We start from the raw sequence: 15,150 nt of genomic DNA on the forward strand, positions 1-15,150 counted from the left end.
CGACCGGTCCTTAAGACGATGGGCGACGGGCCCTGACCCCGCGAGGAGCGCTACCAGCCCACGGGATAGCCGCGGCGCTGCTCGTCGAGCCACCGGCGCAGCGGCTCGAAGTACTCGAGCAGGCCGCCCGCATCCATCCGGCGCTCACCGGTCAGGGCTTCGAGGGCGTCCGGCCACGGCCGGCTCGCCCCCATGGCCATCATGCGCTCCAGGCGTTCGCCGGCCGCCCGCGAACCGTAGATCGAGGCGCGATGGAGGGGCCCCGGGACCCCGGCCTCGCGCACGAGCGCACGGTGGAACTGGAACTGGAGCACGTGGGCGAGGAAGTAGCGGACGTACGGCACGTTCGCCGGGACGTGGTATTTCGCGCCCGGGTCGAACTCCTCCTCGCCGCGCGGAGCGGGCGGGGCGATCCCCTGGTAGCGTTCCCGCATCTCCCACCAGCTACGGTTGTATTCGTCGGGCCCGACCTCACCGGAGAACACCTTCCAGCGCCAGCGGTCGATCACGAGGCCAAAGGGGAGGAACGCGACCTTCTCGAGCGCTCGCGCGAGCAGCTGGCCGGTGTCGTCCGGCATCGGGTCGTCCTCGGTCGCGAGCCCGAGCCGCCGCAGGTAGTCCGGTGTGATCGAGAGCGCGATCGTGTCCCCGAGCGCCTCGTGAAAGCCGTCGTGGGCGCTGTCGCGGAAGAGGAACGGCTGTCGAGCGTAGGCGCGCTGGTAGTAATTGTGGCCGAGCTCGTGGTGGACGACCCCGAAGTCCTCGGCGCTGATCTCCGTACACATCTTGATCCTCAGATCGCTCTCGAAGTCGAGGTCCCAGGCGCTCGCATGGCAGACGACCTCGCGGTCGCGCGGTCGGCTCAAGAGCGACCGCTCCCAGAAGGTCGACGGCAGCCTCTCGAGCCCCAGCGAGGCGAAGAACGACTCGCCGAAGCGGACCATGTCGACCGCGGTCGTCCCGCGCGCGACCAGGGCGTTCGTGAGATCGAACGTGGGGCCCGAGCCGGGGGGTGCGAGCAGCGGATAGATGCCATCCCACTGCTGCGCCCACATGTTGCCGAGGAACGGCGCGGGAATGGGGCCCCGCTCCGGGACCCGTTCGGGACCGTAGACCGATCGAAGGCGGTCCCGCACGTACGCGTGCAGCGAGCGGTAGAGCGGTTCGACCTGCTTCCACAGCCGCTCGACCTCTCGCTCGAATTCCTCGGGGTCCATATCGTACTTCGAACGCCACATCTCCCCGGTGTCGCGGAAGCCGAGCTCCCGCGCCCCCCGGTTCGCGAGCGAGACGTACTGGGTGAAGTCCGAGCGAATCCCCCGCCCGATCCGATGCCAGCCGGTCCAGGCGTCCTCGAGCGCGACCGGCGCGCGGCTCTCGGTGAGGATCCTCGACAAGCCCTGGAGGTCGGTCGGTTCGCTAGCGCCGACGGGTTGGTACCGGCCCTTCGCGTAGGTCCCCTGCATCGCGGCCACGAGCCGGGTCAGCTCCCGCGCCTCGGCCGGATCCGAGGGTGCGACGAGCGGCAGGCACAGCCTCAGCAGGTGGGACTTGCGACGCTCCTCGGGCGGTAGGGCACCGTCCGGCCAGCGACGCGACGCCTTCGCCAGCTCGACCGTCGTTCCGATCAGGCGCGCGGAGGCCCGGGCGGCGAGCGCCTCGGTGTCGGCGGTGATGTACGTCGCATGGACCCAGTCCGCCTGACTGGACTCGATCGAGAGGTCGAGCAGACGTGACTCTGCGTCGTCGAGGAACTCCCGGACACCGTCCGCCTCGTCGCGCGCCGCCCTCATGCTGCCGCCGCCGAGGCGCGATGTGGTTATGAGGTCGAGTCGGCGGGTCCTCCGTTCGGTCAGCGCCGTGTCCGCCAGCGTTCTCCGTCAGAGAATAGCGCCGGACCCCTGCGTTTCCTGTCGAGGCTTCGGATTTATGTACGACGTGCGTCTGACAAACTCGCCCGGACGATGTCGAACACCGCGTCCCGACGCGAGCTGCTCGCGGCGGCCCCGCTGCGGACCTGGGCGACGAGCACCGAGCGCGTGCCGCTTGCCATCCTCCCCTGCCTGGGACGGCGCTACGATCGCAACGGATTCCCGACCTACCCGGCCCGGGGCGAACGCAAGTGACGCCGACCTTGCGAAAGCTCGCACCCCCGGAGTCTCCGGCGTCCCCGGTGCCCTCGTCACGGTTGTTCCTGGGCCAAGCGACCCCGCGCGGCTACGGGGTCCGCCCCAAGCTCTCGCCGGAGGCGGCCGCCGCCTTCGCGACGTACGTCGACTCGGCACGCGTGCGGGCCGCGATCGAGGGTCGGACCCTCGTGTACACCGTGCGCTGGGGCTAGGGCGCTCGCACGTCGGGCCGGTGGTCGTCGGGCCGTCGGGCCGGCCGGGTCCCCTGGTAGCGTCGCGCATCGGGCTGCGCGTCGGCGAGGGCCTGCTTGGAGAGGGCATCCGCCCGCGCGTTCTCCTCCCGTGGTACCCAGCGCCACTCGACGTGGACGAAGGCGTGGGCGAGCTGGAGCAGCCGGTCGTGGTAGGCACTCAGGTGCCCGGCACGGACCTCGTACTCTCCGAGCATCTGGCGGATGACGAGCTGACTGTCGCCCGCGACGATCAGCGGACCGCGGTACCCCTCGCGGTGCAGCCGCTCGAGGGCCCGGATCGCCCCGACGTACTCCGCCACGTTGTTGGTCGAGTGTTCCGAGTACGGTCGGGTGGCGAGGCCACATTCCTCGACGGCGATCCCGGGTCCATCGATCGTGAACCCGAACGCCGCGATCCCGGGGCCGGTGGGTGGCTGGCAGGCCCCGTCGAAGTGCACGAGCACGGGCGGGGCGTCGCCGCTGGCGATGCCGCGGGGGATCTCGGCGTCGGAGAGCGGCAGGCTAGACCCTCCGGCCGCGGGCGACCGTGGGGATCGGCCGCAGCGTGATGCGGATGCAGTGGCACCGGGATTCGGGCCGGGCGCACGTCGGGCAGGTGGCGCGATCGAGCACCAGCCCCAGCGGGCGGTTGCAGGTACGGCACTCCCGGGCGCGAGCGCAGCGAGGGCACTGGGCGTACTCGGCGAGGATGATCGAGCCGCAGTAGCGGCACCGGGCGGGCTCGTGCGGGTTGTAGCGCGGGCCGGTCACGTCCGGAGCCGGTCGCTCGCCCGCCCGCCGATCGAGGTCGGCATCCGGGTTGCCGAACCGTCCACCGATCGTCGTCCCCCGCGGGTCCGTCGAGATCGACCCGACGAGGAGAACCGCGAGCGCCGGCGGGATCAGGTAGATCCCCGCCTCCTGCTCGAGGTCGAACGCCTCCTGGCCGGTGGTCGCGATCGGGTAGGCGATGAGAGCGAAAGCGAACAGGAGGATCCCAACGCCCAGAAGAATGATCGAGCGGTTCATCGCCAGGAGTTCGAGCCGCCGCGCGTGCGCGTCGCCGGGCCGACTCGGCCCTTGGAGATAAACGCGCGCGCCCTCGCGCACTCGCACTCGGGCCCTCGCGCTCGGGACGCCGTTTTAGCCCCGCACGCCGTCCGGGCCCCATGGCGAACCCGACCGCGACGTTCCGAACGACGCTCGGCGACATCCGGATCGAACTGTACTCGGACCGCGCGCCGAAGACGGTGGCGAACTTCGTCGGCCTGGTCAAGAAGGGTTTCTACAACGGGGTGACGTTCCACCGGGTGATACCGGGCTTCATGATCCAGGGCGGCGACCCGTCCGGAGACGGCACCGGGGGCCCCGGCTACACGGTCCCCGACGAGTTCCATCCCACCCTCCGGCACGACGGTCCGGGCGTGCTGTCGATGGCGAACGCCGGACCGAACACCGGCGGCAGCCAGTTCTTCATCACCCTCGCGCCGACGGCGTGGCTGGACGGCAAGCACGCGGTGTTCGGCCGGGTGCGGGGGGGACAGGAGGTCGTCGAGAAGATCGCCGCCGTCCCGCGCGACGCGCGGGATCGTCCCCGGAACCCCGTTCGGATCGTCGAGGCGACGGTCACGGGCGCCTGACCCGTCGCCTAGGCCGGATAGTCGAACGGGAGGCGTTCCTTCGAGTCCCTCGCGTCCTCGATCGCGATCAGGACCCCGGCGCCGAGCGCGAGGGCGGGACCGATCATGAGGAGCAGGATCAGGCGGGCGTAGTCGACGGAGATCGAAAGGCCGACCGACCCGATCGAGATCACGTAGATGGCGTTGACGAGGATCAGGTAGAGATACAGGATCCCGACGCCGGCCGTCGCGATCGCGAGCGGTCCGTAGGCGGCGGTCGGCTTCAGGATGTAGCGGAGCGTGACGAGGACGGTGATCGCGACGCCGGCGTACTCGACCAGCGCGATCGGGACCGGCGGCGAGATGCCGTGGGCGCTGAGGAACGTGAGCAGCGCGACGGGGAGTCCGATCAGCAGCACCATGAGGCCGATCAGTCGCAACCCTCCGCCGAGGATCCGCCAGCCGAGCGACGGCACGACGTAGCCCGGCGGCGCCGCGACGCTCGCGGGAGGCGCGACGGCGGGGGTAGCGCCGGCGCTCACGGGATCGGCTCCGAGGGCAACGGGATCGTCGCACCGTCCTCGACGTACTGGGCCTCCACCGCGCCGCCGGCCGGGTTGCAGTCGCTCGCGAGGTCGATGTTCTGGGTCGATTGATAGGGCTGGCCGGGCGGCACGTCCACGGCGAACGAGCCGCTGCCGCAGATGGTGGCGGTCGAGGAGACGACCTCGAAGTCGAGGGCACCATCGTCGGCAAAGTCGGCGTTGTTGGAGAAGGCGACGGTGACCGGAACCTGGACGATCCCTCCCATCAGGGCCGGCGCGCCCAGGCTCACCGTCAGGTTCGCGAAGGGAGCCCCCCACGATCGGTTGGCGTCGACCCCGATCGAGACGGGGAACAGGTAGCCGAACGTTGCGTTCCCCCACACGTCCCAGCGGAGGTACTGGTCGTTCACGAGGAGCGACTCGCCGCTCGAGGTGAGGGGAACGAAGATCGAGACGGGGACGACCTCGCTCCCGCCCGAGGCGACCGTCACGGCGGGCGTGGCCGAGTCGAGGAGGAGCTGGCCGGTCGCGTTGAGGATCCGGAACTGGAGGGAGAAGTCCTGAATCGGAAGGTCGCTCGGGTCCGACAGCGTGAACGAGGTCGTCACCCCAACGGTCCCGTTCGGCTCCAGCGTCGTGGTCGAGGTGCCGACGCCCGGTCGCGTCTTCACCACCTGGAACGCGGAGTACCCGACGAAGCCGACGTAGACGATCACGAGCACGAGGGCGATGACGCCCGCCCGCCGAAGCGCACGGGCCGCGCGGTAGATGCCGGGCGGAACGCGACTGGACGGACGGGGGTACGGACTCGACACGGCGCCGCCCCCAACTCTACGTCGGCGTCGCCTTTGAATACCCTTCGCCGCGACGGCGAGCGACCGCGAGGGAGCCCGGCGACCGCCCGAACGAGGTCGACGGTCGACTCCCCGTCGGACGCACCCTTCGGCCGGGCCGGGCTCGCAGAATTCTGCTAGCCGATGGCGCCGGGTCATCACCGAAATCGCGGCCCACGCCACCGGGATCCTGCCGGGGCGCACCGAACGGTCCGAGATCCCGACGCGCATCTGCGGCGTCGCCACCGTCAGGAAAACGTCGCCTCGTCGGGTAGGGTTCTATGAACCCCGGCTCGCCTGTAGACCATCATGCGTGCGCGCGCTTCGGAAGACGAGCAGTGGTCGCCCCTGACCGACCCCGACGGAAGGTTCTCGAGCGGCGTCCCCGACTTCGACCGACTGCTGGGGGGAGGGTTCGCCCGCGGGAGTCTCGCGCTCTTCACCATGGACGAGACGGTCGGGCTGGACGACCTCGACCTGCTGCTGCTCCCGACCTACCTCAATTTCCTCTACCAGTCCCGCGGGATCCTCGCGGTCCTCCCTTCTCGGGACTCCCCGCACGATTTCCGCGCCCGGCTCACCCGCTATGCCACGCGCCGCCGCTTCGACACGCGGGTCCGGGTGATCGACTACATCGGGGAGGATCACGGCCTGTCCTACGTGGCGAACCTCGCGGACGCGGAGGCGAATCCGCTTAGCAGGAAGGTGGCGATCCAGAAGGTCGTCGCCGCCGAGCGCGCCGTGCGAGGCCAGCGCCAGCGCCCGTTCATCGAGCTCAACGCGTTCGAGGTGTTCGACACGCTGATGGGCAGCGAGAAGGCGCTGAAGATGTTCTACTACGGCATCAAGCGCGCCCGACATCTCGGCAACCTGGTGATCGGGCTCCTCGGACCCGGGGTCGGGTGCGCGGCGGGCGTGCGCCGCATGTCGGACGCCGAGTTCGTCCTGCACCGGGACGAGGTCGGGCTCGTGGTGCGCGGCGCCCGCCCTCCCTTCCCGAGCTGCGTCGTGACGGTGGACCCCGTGGCCGGTCCCCCGCACGTCGCCTTCGTTCCCCGCCCGTCGTAGGAGAGGCGATGTGGGGCTGGGCCGATGCGGCGGCCGTGCTGCGCGATCTGCGCTCCCGAATCTCGAGCCCGGTGGTCGCGCTCGCGGGCCGGGATGGCCGGCTGATCGCCGCCGCGGCCCTCTCGGAGCTCCCCGCGGAGACGATCGCGGTCCTCTGCGCGACGATTGTCGGAGCGGCCGGAGCCGTGAGCGAGGGACTCGCGCGCTCCCCGCCGACGCGCGTCGTCGTAGAGGGCTCGGATTCCTGCGTCCTGATGATCGCCGTCGGCCGGGAACGGTTCCTCACCGTCGTGGCCGATCGCGCCGACGAGGTCGGGCCGATGCTCGGTGAGATCGAACGGTTTGCCGGCGTTCTCGCCTCGATCTGACCCGGCGCCCGTTGCGCGGCGCTAGGCGAGGGACCCGGCGCTCAACACGCTCTCTACGAGCTTCTTCTCGATGATCGCGATCCCCTCGGAGACCGCGGACTTGCTCCGGTTCAGCTTGCGCGAGAGCTCCGTGAGCGTGATCCCTCGCGGGACAGCGAAGTAGCCGGCCGTCATGGCCTGCGTCAGCAGGGCCTGCTGTGCGTCCGTCAGCATCGGAAGGTGGCTGCGAAGGGGACCGCGACGCAGTGACGCCACCTGAACTCCCGCGTCGGCCGCGCGAGCGTGCTCCAGGATGCGCCGGAACTCCGCGAACCGGCTGACGATCTCCCAGGTCAGGACCCCGGCCTGGATGCGGAGCGGGAACTGGAGCGGGAGTCGGAGCCGCCGGTAAAGGTAGATCACGGGGGGGTTCCGGTACTTGATTCGGTAGAGGCATCCGCCTCCGACCGCCGCGAGGGGCTCCGCCCGAACGACGTCCGCGAAGCCACCGATCTCCTCGGTCCACTCCCCGGGAACGCCTCCACCGATCCAGTAGTCCGAGACCGAGATGTCCGCGCTGACGTCGGTCCGGTTGAGCACCTCGAGCCGCAGCGAGGGGTGACGGGTGGAGAATGGGCCGGTCCAGATCGCCGGCGGGATGCGGACACGCAGCGTGGCGACGAGGATCCGCGGCGGGGTCCCCTCCTCCTCGCGCAAGCGCAGCCCGCGGAATCGTTCGTCGGAAGAGCGGGGGGAAGGGGAACGGACCGGAGCGCGCGCTCCTCGCCGAACCATCCTCCGATCCCGGGCACCCTCCGGTCGACGGCCCTCGACGCCCGGAGGGCCGGTGGCCGGCATGCCGCCCCGCAGGGATATACCCTGCGCCGGCGACGGGTGCGCGTCGTTCGCGCGAGGCGAACGGTAGCGCGCACCCGTCGCCCGGCGGACCGAACCCGTTCGGTGGGACGAAGGAGTTCGGCACGAGCCTATGCTGTCGAAGATCGCTGGACCGAGCGAAACGCACCATGCCCGAACCCATCGATCGTCGCGTCCCCGCCCGAGGGTCACCCGGTCCCTCGACGCTCGGGGGAGGTCGGCCGAGCGCCCGGAGATCGATTCGCTCCGCGCCCGCGACCGCGGGTTCCCGGCCCGCAGAGGAATTCCTCCCCTCCCCGCCCGACGCCGCCGGCCGATCGGGTCCGGAGTCGGGTGCGTTTCCTCCGCCCGGGGCGGTCTTGGTCCACGGGACCAGCCGGCCGGTCGTCAATCTGGTGCTCTACGCGCTCGCCGAGAGGGCGAACCCGCGCTTCCAGTGGCTCGAGATACGGCCCGAGGAGGAGGCACGCGACCGCTTCGACCCGGTTCACCTGGGATGGCTGGAGGAGCGACGCGTCTGGCGGGTCGATCCGAGCCATGGCCTTTCGCCCGACAACCCCCGGGCGAACGCCGCGATCTTCCACCTCGTCCGGGAGGACGAGCCGCCGACGCTCCTCGCCCGGCTCGCGGACTTTCTTCGGCTGCCGCCGACGATCCAGGAGATCATCGGTTCCACGCCCAGCTCGGGCGAGCCGATCCTGTTGGCGGTCGCGGACGTCGACCGGATCTCGGGGGCGATCGCGGATGCGGCCCTCGCCCCGATCCTCGCGGCGTTCGCCTGGATGCGATGCTCGGTCTTCGTCGGCTACAGCGGGGGCCACGCTCCGTCTCGCACGCCGTTCACCCATGTCCTCCGGGTCGAGGGCCCGTCCGCCGAGCGGTGGGCCCAGGCGCGGATCCATGTCGAGAAGGGTACGGTGGACGAGTGGCCGACGGCCGCCGCCGGCCTCCTGCTCTCCGACCTCCCGTTCCTTCGGGAGACGTTCCGGCGCGCGATCCGATAGGAGCCCATCGCCGTGGAGTGACCGATGAGGGGTTCTCCGCCCGCTCGGACGGCAGGGGTCCAGGGTGCCCGGGGGCGTACCCGCTCCTCGTGCGAGACTCCGCTTCCCCCGGGCATCGGGGGGATGGCGGTCCCTTCCGAAGGGCGGGCGGAGCCGGAGCGGTTGCTGCTTGCCACGCTGACGGTCCGACTGCCGGATCGGACGTGGACCGGGCCGTTCTCCCGGCGCCATCCCTCGCATCCGATCGAGGTTCTGGCCCGGGGCGACGCGGGCCGGTCGGTCATGGTGGCCGATCACTGGATCCGGGGCCGCCCGGCGGGAGTCTGGGTTCGCGAGATCGCGAGCTTCCCGGACGTCGTGCGGGTCGAGAGCCTGGCCGAGATCGGCGAAGGTTCGCTCTACCGCGTGAAGTTCCGTGCTCCACCCATCATCGAACTGTATCGGCGGCTCGGACTGCCGCTCCCGTTCCCGATCCGCATCCAGGCCGGTTACGCACGGTGGGAGGTGGCCGCGCGTGTCCCGGACTTCGCGACACTCGTTCGCTTCGCGCGCGATGTCGACCCCGGAACGCGCATCAGCTGGACTCGCACGCCGCCGCTCAGGGACCACCTTGCGCGGCTCTCGGCGAGCCAGCTCGCCCTGCTCCACCGGGCCATCGTCGCCGGCTACTTCGCCGTGCCGCAGCCGATCACGCTCGTTGAGCTGGCGCGCGCTTGCGGAGAGGGCAGGGCCGCCGTCTCCGGGGCACTCGCGACGATCGAGCGCAAGCTGCTCGGGACGGCTCTTCGGGAACCGCTACGGGGGACCGCGAGGACCCACGGCACCCGCCACGGCGAGGAGCGCCGACCACGGGCCCGCGCCCGGCCGCGCCCGTCGGTACGGACGACCCGGTGAGCCCCAACTCGCGGCCAGCGGGTCTCGGCGTGGAGCATCTGCGCACCCGCGGTGGAAGGGTCGCGACGGCGCTGTCGCCACCCGCGATAGACCGGACGGGGAATCGCCAGCTCGAGGCGGCTGTTCCGCCCACGCGAGCCCCTTGCCCGGAGCCATGGGAGGGACCGGAACGAGGGGCCACCTCGCTTCAGCAATTGGCCGCCCGGTCCGATTCGGAACCGGTGGAACCCTTCGCCCCTGCGGCGTCGGGAAACGGAAGGGCCGGACCCGCTCCCGGTCGGTGGACCAAAATATCCAACACGAAGTCGGGCCGTCCGTTTCGAAGGCCCGAGAGGTTGGGTCGGATCCGCTGGGAACCATGCCGGAGCACCGAGGAATCGTGTTGACGAAGCCTGCGCTCTCGGACGACATCGTTTGGAGTTTCGTGGTTGCCGAGCTGGATAGCCCTCGTTGGCGACCACGCCTTGAGTCGATCCTGGACCCGGCGACCGTCCAGCGACTTCGTTCTAGCTCATCGAAAGCGGCCCGCGAGGAGGATCTAGAGCGAGCGCGGCAAGCGTTGCTCGCGCACCGCGGCCGATTCGTCGGCTTTCTCCTCTCGGGATCGACGACATGGCAGTTCGGCCGCATGTCGATCGCACATCTCAGTCGACTTCGAGTCATCTCGGAAAAGGACTTTGTAGAGCGGGCCCCGACACGGCGACTGACGGACTTCGCCCGGGAAACCGACCGGGGGACGCGGCCGATTCCCGACTTCGACGCGGGCTACGCCGCCCTACGGTCCCATTTCCGGGTGACCCGGTCTCGGGGACTGCCCATCCTGGTGGCCGAATCGAACCGCGGTCCCTACATCATCGCCGAGGGACTTTCCCGCTTGACCTGCCTCGCCTCTCTCGTGCGGGAGGGCCGTGCCGTACCGAGCCAGGTCGGGGTAATCGCGGGCACGAACCCCGATCTCTCGCATTGGGGCTGGGCATAATGCACCGGATCGCGCGTTCGTCCCCGACCCGGCAGCTCCTCGACGGCGGGACCTCTTCGACCCGGAGCAGTGGTTCGCACTCCCGCGACGGATCCTTGCCGATCCGTGGCGAGCTCGACCAAGCGCTCGTCGCGTGTTCCGAGAGAGAGCCGCCGCTGGACGGACCTGAACTGGGGGTTCAAGTCCTCGCCCTGGAGGCGAGCTCGAAGGTCCGACTGGCGACCCACCCGGGTCAGGAAGGTCCGGACCGCGTTCGGCACGAGCCCGGGTCGCTCGGTTGGGGTGTCACTTCGTCGCGCGCTCGTAGTGCAGGAAGACGGCGCCTCCACCCCGTTGGAAGGGCCGTGCTTCCACGAGGCTGAAATCGTGCCTCAGTGGGCTGCCCATAGGAATGAAATCATCGGGGTTGTCCGGTAACCTCTCGACATCGAACAAGGGCTTCCCTCGTCCGAGCACGCTGGGAAATACCGCCAAACGGAGCTCATCGACCAGTCCCTGACGCAGAAACTCCTGAAAGAGTCGCGGACCACCCCCGAGCAGCATGTCCCCACCGGGATGCGATTTCAGTCGATTCATCTCCGTCGAGATCTCCCCTCGTATCACACGGGACTTTTCCCAGGGAGCAGAGTCCAACGTTCGGGAAAATACGATCTTCTGCGCGCGGTCCGCGAACTCTGAAAATTTGCGAGGGTACTTTCCCGCGTCTTGGCTCTTCCGGACGCCGGGCCAGAAGCTCGACCACTTCTGGTAGGTGTGCCGGCCGAGCAGCAGGGTGTCGACCGAATCCCAGTAACGGGCGTGCAGAGTTTCCCAGTAATCTGAATCATCCGGATCACTCTTGTCGCCGTTGGCGGGCCATTCGGCGACCCCGTCAATGGTCATCTGCATCACCGCTAGCACCTTTCGCGTCGCCATGCCGGCGGCGACCGGCAGATCGGGTATATACCCTCGCGCGGGCGCACTCGACCGCCCCCGTAGCCGGCGAAACTCAAGGTCCGAGGCGAGGAATTGGGGGCCCGCCAAGGGCCTCGCTTCCAATCAACGAGAGCCACTTGAGTCCCCTTAGCGGAGGGACCCTCTGGCACGGCGTTACGCTTGGAATCGCCCTCGGCTGTATTGCAAGATCCTCGAGGGCCGGACCTCGCTCCTAGGACTGATGAAGCCGGGCGAAAATCTCTGCCGACTCCCTCTCGCTCGCCTCGGCCGGTTCGAGTTGACCCGCGTTTCGTCTAGCGTTCCCCAGTAGGTGGAGACCGCGCGCGAGTTCGGAGGCGTTTCCCGACTTTCGCAACCAATCGACTGCTTCCCCGAGCAGAGTGGCAGCGTCGGCAGTACGTCCTTCCTGCATGGCGAGCTGGGCGCGTACCCTAAGGTCGAATCCAAGACCGATGGGGCTCTTCACACCGGTCGCGGCCCGGTGGAGCTCACCCGCGAGCTTCTCGATTTCCTCCGCCCCCCGCAGCTCAGCGGTCTGCTGGAAGAGCGCATCGAGAAGCGCCGCACGGACACGAAGATAATGAAAAGCGGAATTTGCCGGTACTTCGGCTAACGGGATCCTCTCTTGGCGGATCGCTTCCCGGAGCAGGCGAATCGCCTCGGTCAACTCACCCCGTTGCCGATGCAGCTCCGCGATGTCGGTGACCACATATCGGAAGAGACTACTGCCTTCCGACACACCGGCCTGAGCGAAATGGCGCGCCGCTCGCTCTAGCTGTCCCCGAGCTATCGCGAGACTACCGGAGTACCGCTCGATTCGATTGTCGTACGATCCTGGAGCCAAGTCGCGCAGTTCACGGGCTTCCTGGAGCTCCTCCTCGGCTCGCTGGACGTCCCCTCTCCACAGAAGCGCCATGGCCCTTCGGCACCGGCCAAGGACTTCCCATCCGCGATTGCGAGCCTTCTGGGCCACCCGAATGGCCTCGTCCGCGAGGCGAAGAGAATCCGCGACATCGTTGGCGGTAGTGAGACGCTCAAAACTCAGGTTGCTCAAGCTGGAAAAGAGTTGATCCGGGACCTCCTTACCCGGTTGAGAAAAGTACTGAATCCCTTCGTTCAGTATGTCGAACATCCTATCTTTCTCGGTCAGCGGAAGGAGTTGGTAGAGCGATCCCTGGACCGCCATTTCTGCGTCCCGATCCCCGATTGACCGGGCGACCTCGATGCCCTTTTCGGCCATCGAGCGGGCTTCGGCGGGCCGATTCAGCTCGGCGAGTCGAGTGCCATACGTGTCGTAGACCCGGACAAGCTCGGGGCTCGGTGGAAGCCGTACAAGAAGGGATCGGCCCTTCTCGAGTATCTCGTCGACGAGTTGGGGACGGTCCGGGGCGAGTTCGGGATGCAGCCGGTAGACGTCCGACAGCCAGGAGCAGAGCCCCCCGGCCCTCTGCAGGTCGCCGGCCCTCTCATAGAGCTGGATCGCCTTCTCCCACTCGGTGATCGCGCTATCCAAGCGGCCGAGGGTGTAGTGGACACGTCCCAACCCGTCCAGGATCTGCGCACGCGCTTTTTCATCCGGCGCTTCTTCCTCGAGCTCGAGGGCCGTCCGATACTGGCGCTCGGCATCATCGAACCCATAGACCTTGACCCATCGCTCCGCCGCGAGGGTCGCATACTCCCGAGCCTTGGCGACGTCGTGACCTTCCCGGAAGTGCACGGCGAGATCTCCCGCAAACTCCTCCCGACGCTTTCCCGCGATCCTCTCGAGAGCCTCGGCCGCCTTGCGATGATACCGTACGCGGCGGGGGGAGAGCATCTCGCCGTAAAGCACCTGGCGAATCTGAGGGTCGGGGAAGTGGTAGGACAGCAGGCGCGTTGGGCGAGATGACTCCTCCAGCAGGCCCGCGCGAACCAAGCGCTCCAGCTGCTCGATCAAGCGTTCCTCGTCGATCTGGGCGACCTCGCCTAAGAGCTCGAATGGAAACTCAACGCCGAGAACTGCCGCGATGCGGAGCGTCGACTGGGTAGGTTCGTCCAGGCGGTTCACCCGCTGCTTGACGACTTCCCGGACGGTCTTCGGGATCCCGATTTCCTGAATTTCCTTCCGCTCCCAAACGCCGTCAGGAGTTCGGTAGATCGACCCTTCCTCGACGAGGGAACGGAGGACCTCTTCGACGAAGAACGGGTTGCCACCGGTCCGTTCATGAACTAGCGCGGAGAACTCCTGGGAAATCTCGCCCCCTCCGAAGGTCTTCTGGATCAGCGCGCCGACTGCGGCCTGGTCCATCCGGCGAAGCGGAACGATTGTCAGCAGCCGGTTCTTGCCTAGGTACCGGTACACTTCGGAGAGCGTCGAGTCCCCGCCCGCTTCCGGCTCCTGAGAGGTCGCTAGCAGCAGCATGCGATGGTTAGCCACCGACCGGACCACGAACTCGAGCAAATGCACGGAGGTGGCGTCGGCCCACTGTAGGTCATCGAAGAAGAGAAGGAGCGGAGCATCCTGCGACAGGTTGACGAAGAACTCCGTAACCGCCTCGTAGAACCGGGCCCGAGCGCTCTCCGGATCGGTGGGAGCGGTGTGCGACGCCGGCGCACCGACCTTTTGCGCGAAGGCCGGCGTAATCTTCGCCACCTCACCCGCGACCGACCACCCGACCCTCTGGAGCAGCGCGGGAGGTGCGTCGTCCAGGAGTTCTCGGACCATCTCGGCCCAATGCGCGTAGGGCGTCGCGAGTTCCCCCGGAAAGGCGCGCCCCCTCAGAACCCGAAATCCGGATCGCTCCGCCGACTGAATCGTCTCCTCTGCGAGACGGGTCTTTCCCACCCCGGATTCTCCGAGGATGACGATGACCGAACCTTCTCCCTTCGCCGCCCGGTCGAGTGCTTGATTGAGGCTCTGTTGCTCGATCGGCCGGTCGACCCAAGGCGTCTTCGAGGCGAGCGACGTGACCATCCACGGGAGCTCCACCCGATACAGGGGCACCGGAAACTCGACGTTCTTCAGGGCCGGGGCACCGAGTGGAACCAGGCTCACGTCGACCTTGTTACGGATCTGGTCATAAAGCGCCCCCGAGACGCAGATCCCACCGGGCTCAGCCATCGGTTCGACGCGCGAGACGATGTTCACCGCGTCGCCGTAGATATCGCCGCTCTGCTGGACCACGTCGCCGACGTGCAGGCCGATCCGAAGCTCGATCTTCGAGCTCGAGATTTTTGAGTTGCGTTCGTGCAGCGATTTCTGAATCGTGATCGCGCACCGGATGGCGTCGAGCGCATTCGCGAATTCTACGAGAAAGGCGTCTCCGATGGTCTTGACCTCGCGCCCGGCGTGGTCACGCAGGAGCGGACGGACGATCCGGCGATGCTCCTCCAGGAGACGCAGGGCGGCGGCCTCGTCCCGTTGGGTGAGGGACGTGTAACCCACGATGTCGGTGAGCATCACCGCAGAGAGGTGACGGCCGCCGTCGTCCATGGACCGCGCAACTTCTTCACCTATCTTAAGAGCCCGGCGACCCGGAGACGAGCCGGCGGAGTGGAGGTCTCGGGGCGCTTTCCTCGTGGACTCGGCCTGTCCTCGGCGCCGTGATCTCTTCGCACCGAAGGATTAGTTCACACCCTAGCTATGGGCTTTCGTCACGCCACGGTCGACTCCTTTGAGAGAATGGACACAAGTTCGAGGTAAAGCAG

At 68.3% G+C, this 15,150-nt stretch carries 16 protein-coding genes; 8 read left to right on the forward strand and 8 right to left on the reverse strand.

The annotated features are described in order from the left end of the window. Window positions 1-50 precede the first annotated feature (50 nt). Window positions 51-1,793, reverse strand: coding sequence for a M2 family metallopeptidase (locus VEL82_01595; GenBank protein HXW66565.1), 1,743 nt, complete (start codon window positions 1,791-1,793; stop codon window positions 51-53). A gap of 171 nt (window positions 1,794-1,964) precedes the next feature. On the opposite strand from VEL82_01595, the gene VEL82_01600 reads away from it, so the two are divergent. Then, window positions 1,965-2,126 (forward strand): hypothetical protein, encoded by a 162-nt coding sequence (locus VEL82_01600; protein ID HXW66566.1) that lies wholly within the window; start codon window positions 1,965-1,967, stop codon window positions 2,124-2,126. Window positions 2,127-2,173: 47 nt separating this feature from the next. Next, a complete protein-coding gene (locus tag VEL82_01605) occupies window positions 2,174-2,341 on the forward strand; it encodes a hypothetical protein (GenBank protein HXW66567.1) in 168 nt (55 codons plus the stop codon). Here VEL82_01605 and rnhA read toward each other — a convergent pair. Beyond that, complete coding sequence (gene rnhA / locus VEL82_01610) at window positions 2,338-2,826, reverse strand: ribonuclease HI (protein HXW66568.1); 489 nt, start codon at window positions 2,824-2,826, stop codon at window positions 2,338-2,340. The two genes, VEL82_01605 and rnhA, sit on opposite strands and share 4 nt — an antisense overlap. 58 nt (window positions 2,827-2,884) lie before the next feature. Continuing rightward, window positions 2,885-3,472 carry a hypothetical protein gene (locus tag VEL82_01615; GenBank protein HXW66569.1) on the reverse strand — a complete coding sequence of 196 codons (588 nt, stop codon included), beginning with the start codon at window positions 3,470-3,472 and terminating at the stop codon, window positions 2,885-2,887. 59 nt (window positions 3,473-3,531) lie between these two features. Between VEL82_01615 and VEL82_01620 the strand changes: the two genes are divergently transcribed. Then, a complete protein-coding gene (locus VEL82_01620) occupies window positions 3,532-4,002 on the forward strand; it encodes a peptidylprolyl isomerase (GenBank protein ID HXW66570.1) in 471 nt (156 codons plus the stop codon). Window positions 4,003-4,010: 8 nt separating this feature from the next. Here the strand turns inward: VEL82_01620 and VEL82_01625 are convergent, their stop codons facing one another. Further along, window positions 4,011-4,523 (reverse strand): hypothetical protein, encoded by a 513-nt coding sequence (locus tag VEL82_01625; protein ID HXW66571.1) that lies wholly within the window; start codon window positions 4,521-4,523, stop codon window positions 4,011-4,013. Further along, entirely contained in the window at window positions 4,520-5,341 is an 822-nt protein-coding gene (locus VEL82_01630) for a hypothetical protein (GenBank protein HXW66572.1), read from the reverse strand. Before VEL82_01630 ends, VEL82_01625 begins: the two co-directional genes overlap by 4 nt. A 327-nt stretch (window positions 5,342-5,668) precedes the next feature. Between VEL82_01630 and VEL82_01635 the strand changes: the two genes are divergently transcribed. Beyond that, window positions 5,669-6,427 (forward strand): gas vesicle protein GvpD basic region 2 domain-containing protein, encoded by a 759-nt coding sequence (locus tag VEL82_01635; protein ID HXW66573.1) that lies wholly within the window; start codon window positions 5,669-5,671, stop codon window positions 6,425-6,427. A gap of 8 nt (window positions 6,428-6,435) precedes the next feature. Next, window positions 6,436-6,795, forward strand: a complete 360-nt coding sequence (locus tag VEL82_01640) for a roadblock/LC7 domain-containing protein (protein ID HXW66574.1) — start codon at window positions 6,436-6,438, stop codon at window positions 6,793-6,795. 21 nt (window positions 6,796-6,816) lie between these two features. Here the strand turns inward: VEL82_01640 and VEL82_01645 are convergent, their stop codons facing one another. Then, window positions 6,817-7,491, reverse strand: coding sequence for a helix-turn-helix domain-containing protein (locus tag VEL82_01645; protein HXW66575.1), 675 nt, complete (start codon window positions 7,489-7,491; stop codon window positions 6,817-6,819). Window positions 7,492-8,009: 518 nt separating this feature from the next. Here VEL82_01645 and VEL82_01650 point away from each other — a divergent pair. The 3 genes from VEL82_01650 to VEL82_01660 all read left to right on the forward strand — a co-directional run bounded on the left by VEL82_01650 (window position 8,010) and on the right by VEL82_01660 (window position 10,527). After that, the gene (locus VEL82_01650) at window positions 8,010-8,654 is read left to right on the forward strand and encodes a hypothetical protein (protein ID HXW66576.1); all 645 of its coding nucleotides are present in this window, start codon (window positions 8,010-8,012) and stop codon (window positions 8,652-8,654) included. A gap of 123 nt (window positions 8,655-8,777) precedes the next feature. Next, window positions 8,778-9,548: a helix-turn-helix domain-containing protein gene (locus VEL82_01655; protein ID HXW66577.1), complete on the forward strand. Its 771-nt coding sequence runs from the start codon at window positions 8,778-8,780 to the stop codon at window positions 9,546-9,548. Between the two features lie 628 nt (window positions 9,549-10,176). Next, window positions 10,177-10,527, forward strand: a complete 351-nt coding sequence (locus VEL82_01660) for a hypothetical protein (GenBank protein HXW66578.1) — start codon at window positions 10,177-10,179, stop codon at window positions 10,525-10,527. 285 nt (window positions 10,528-10,812) lie between these two features. Here VEL82_01660 and VEL82_01665 read toward each other — a convergent pair whose 3' ends face one another. After that, window positions 10,813-11,442, reverse strand: coding sequence for a dihydrofolate reductase family protein (locus tag VEL82_01665; GenBank protein ID HXW66579.1), 630 nt, complete (start codon window positions 11,440-11,442; stop codon window positions 10,813-10,815). 232 nt (window positions 11,443-11,674) lie between these two features. Continuing rightward, window positions 11,675-14,935 (reverse strand): AAA family ATPase, encoded by a 3,261-nt coding sequence (locus VEL82_01670; protein ID HXW66580.1) that lies wholly within the window; start codon window positions 14,933-14,935, stop codon window positions 11,675-11,677. Between the last annotated feature and the right edge of the window lie 215 nt (window positions 14,936-15,150).

The organism is Thermoplasmata archaeon (genome assembly GCA_035622275.1).
Lineage (GTDB): Archaea > Thermoplasmatota > Thermoplasmata > Lutacidiplasmatales > UBA184 > Lutacidiplasma.

What these genes read in the sequence shown, in the direction of transcription:
- VEL82_01660 (HXW66578.1), top strand. Translation starts at nt 10,177, where the DNA reads ATGTCGATCGCACATCTCAGTCGACTTCGAGTCATCTCGGAAAAGGAC.
- VEL82_01655 (HXW66577.1), top strand. Translation starts at nt 8,778, where the DNA reads ATGGCGGTCCCTTCCGAAGGGCGGGCGGAGCCGGAGCGGTTGCTGCTT.
- VEL82_01640 (HXW66574.1), top strand. Translation starts at nt 6,436, where the DNA reads ATGTGGGGCTGGGCCGATGCGGCGGCCGTGCTGCGCGATCTGCGCTCC.
- VEL82_01665 (HXW66579.1), bottom strand. Translation starts at nt 11,442, where the DNA reads ATGGCGACGCGAAAGGTGCTAGCGGTGATGCAGATGACCATTGACGGG.
- VEL82_01600 (HXW66566.1), top strand. Translation starts at nt 1,965, where the DNA reads ATGTCGAACACCGCGTCCCGACGCGAGCTGCTCGCGGCGGCCCCGCTG.
- VEL82_01670 (HXW66580.1), bottom strand. Translation starts at nt 14,935, where the DNA reads ATGGACGACGGCGGCCGTCACCTCTCTGCGGTGATGCTCACCGACATC.
- VEL82_01595 (HXW66565.1), bottom strand. Translation starts at nt 1,793, where the DNA reads ATGAGGGCGGCGCGCGACGAGGCGGACGGTGTCCGGGAGTTCCTCGAC.
- VEL82_01620 (HXW66570.1), top strand. Translation starts at nt 3,532, where the DNA reads ATGGCGAACCCGACCGCGACGTTCCGAACGACGCTCGGCGACATCCGG.
- VEL82_01635 (HXW66573.1), top strand. Translation starts at nt 5,669, where the DNA reads ATGCGTGCGCGCGCTTCGGAAGACGAGCAGTGGTCGCCCCTGACCGAC.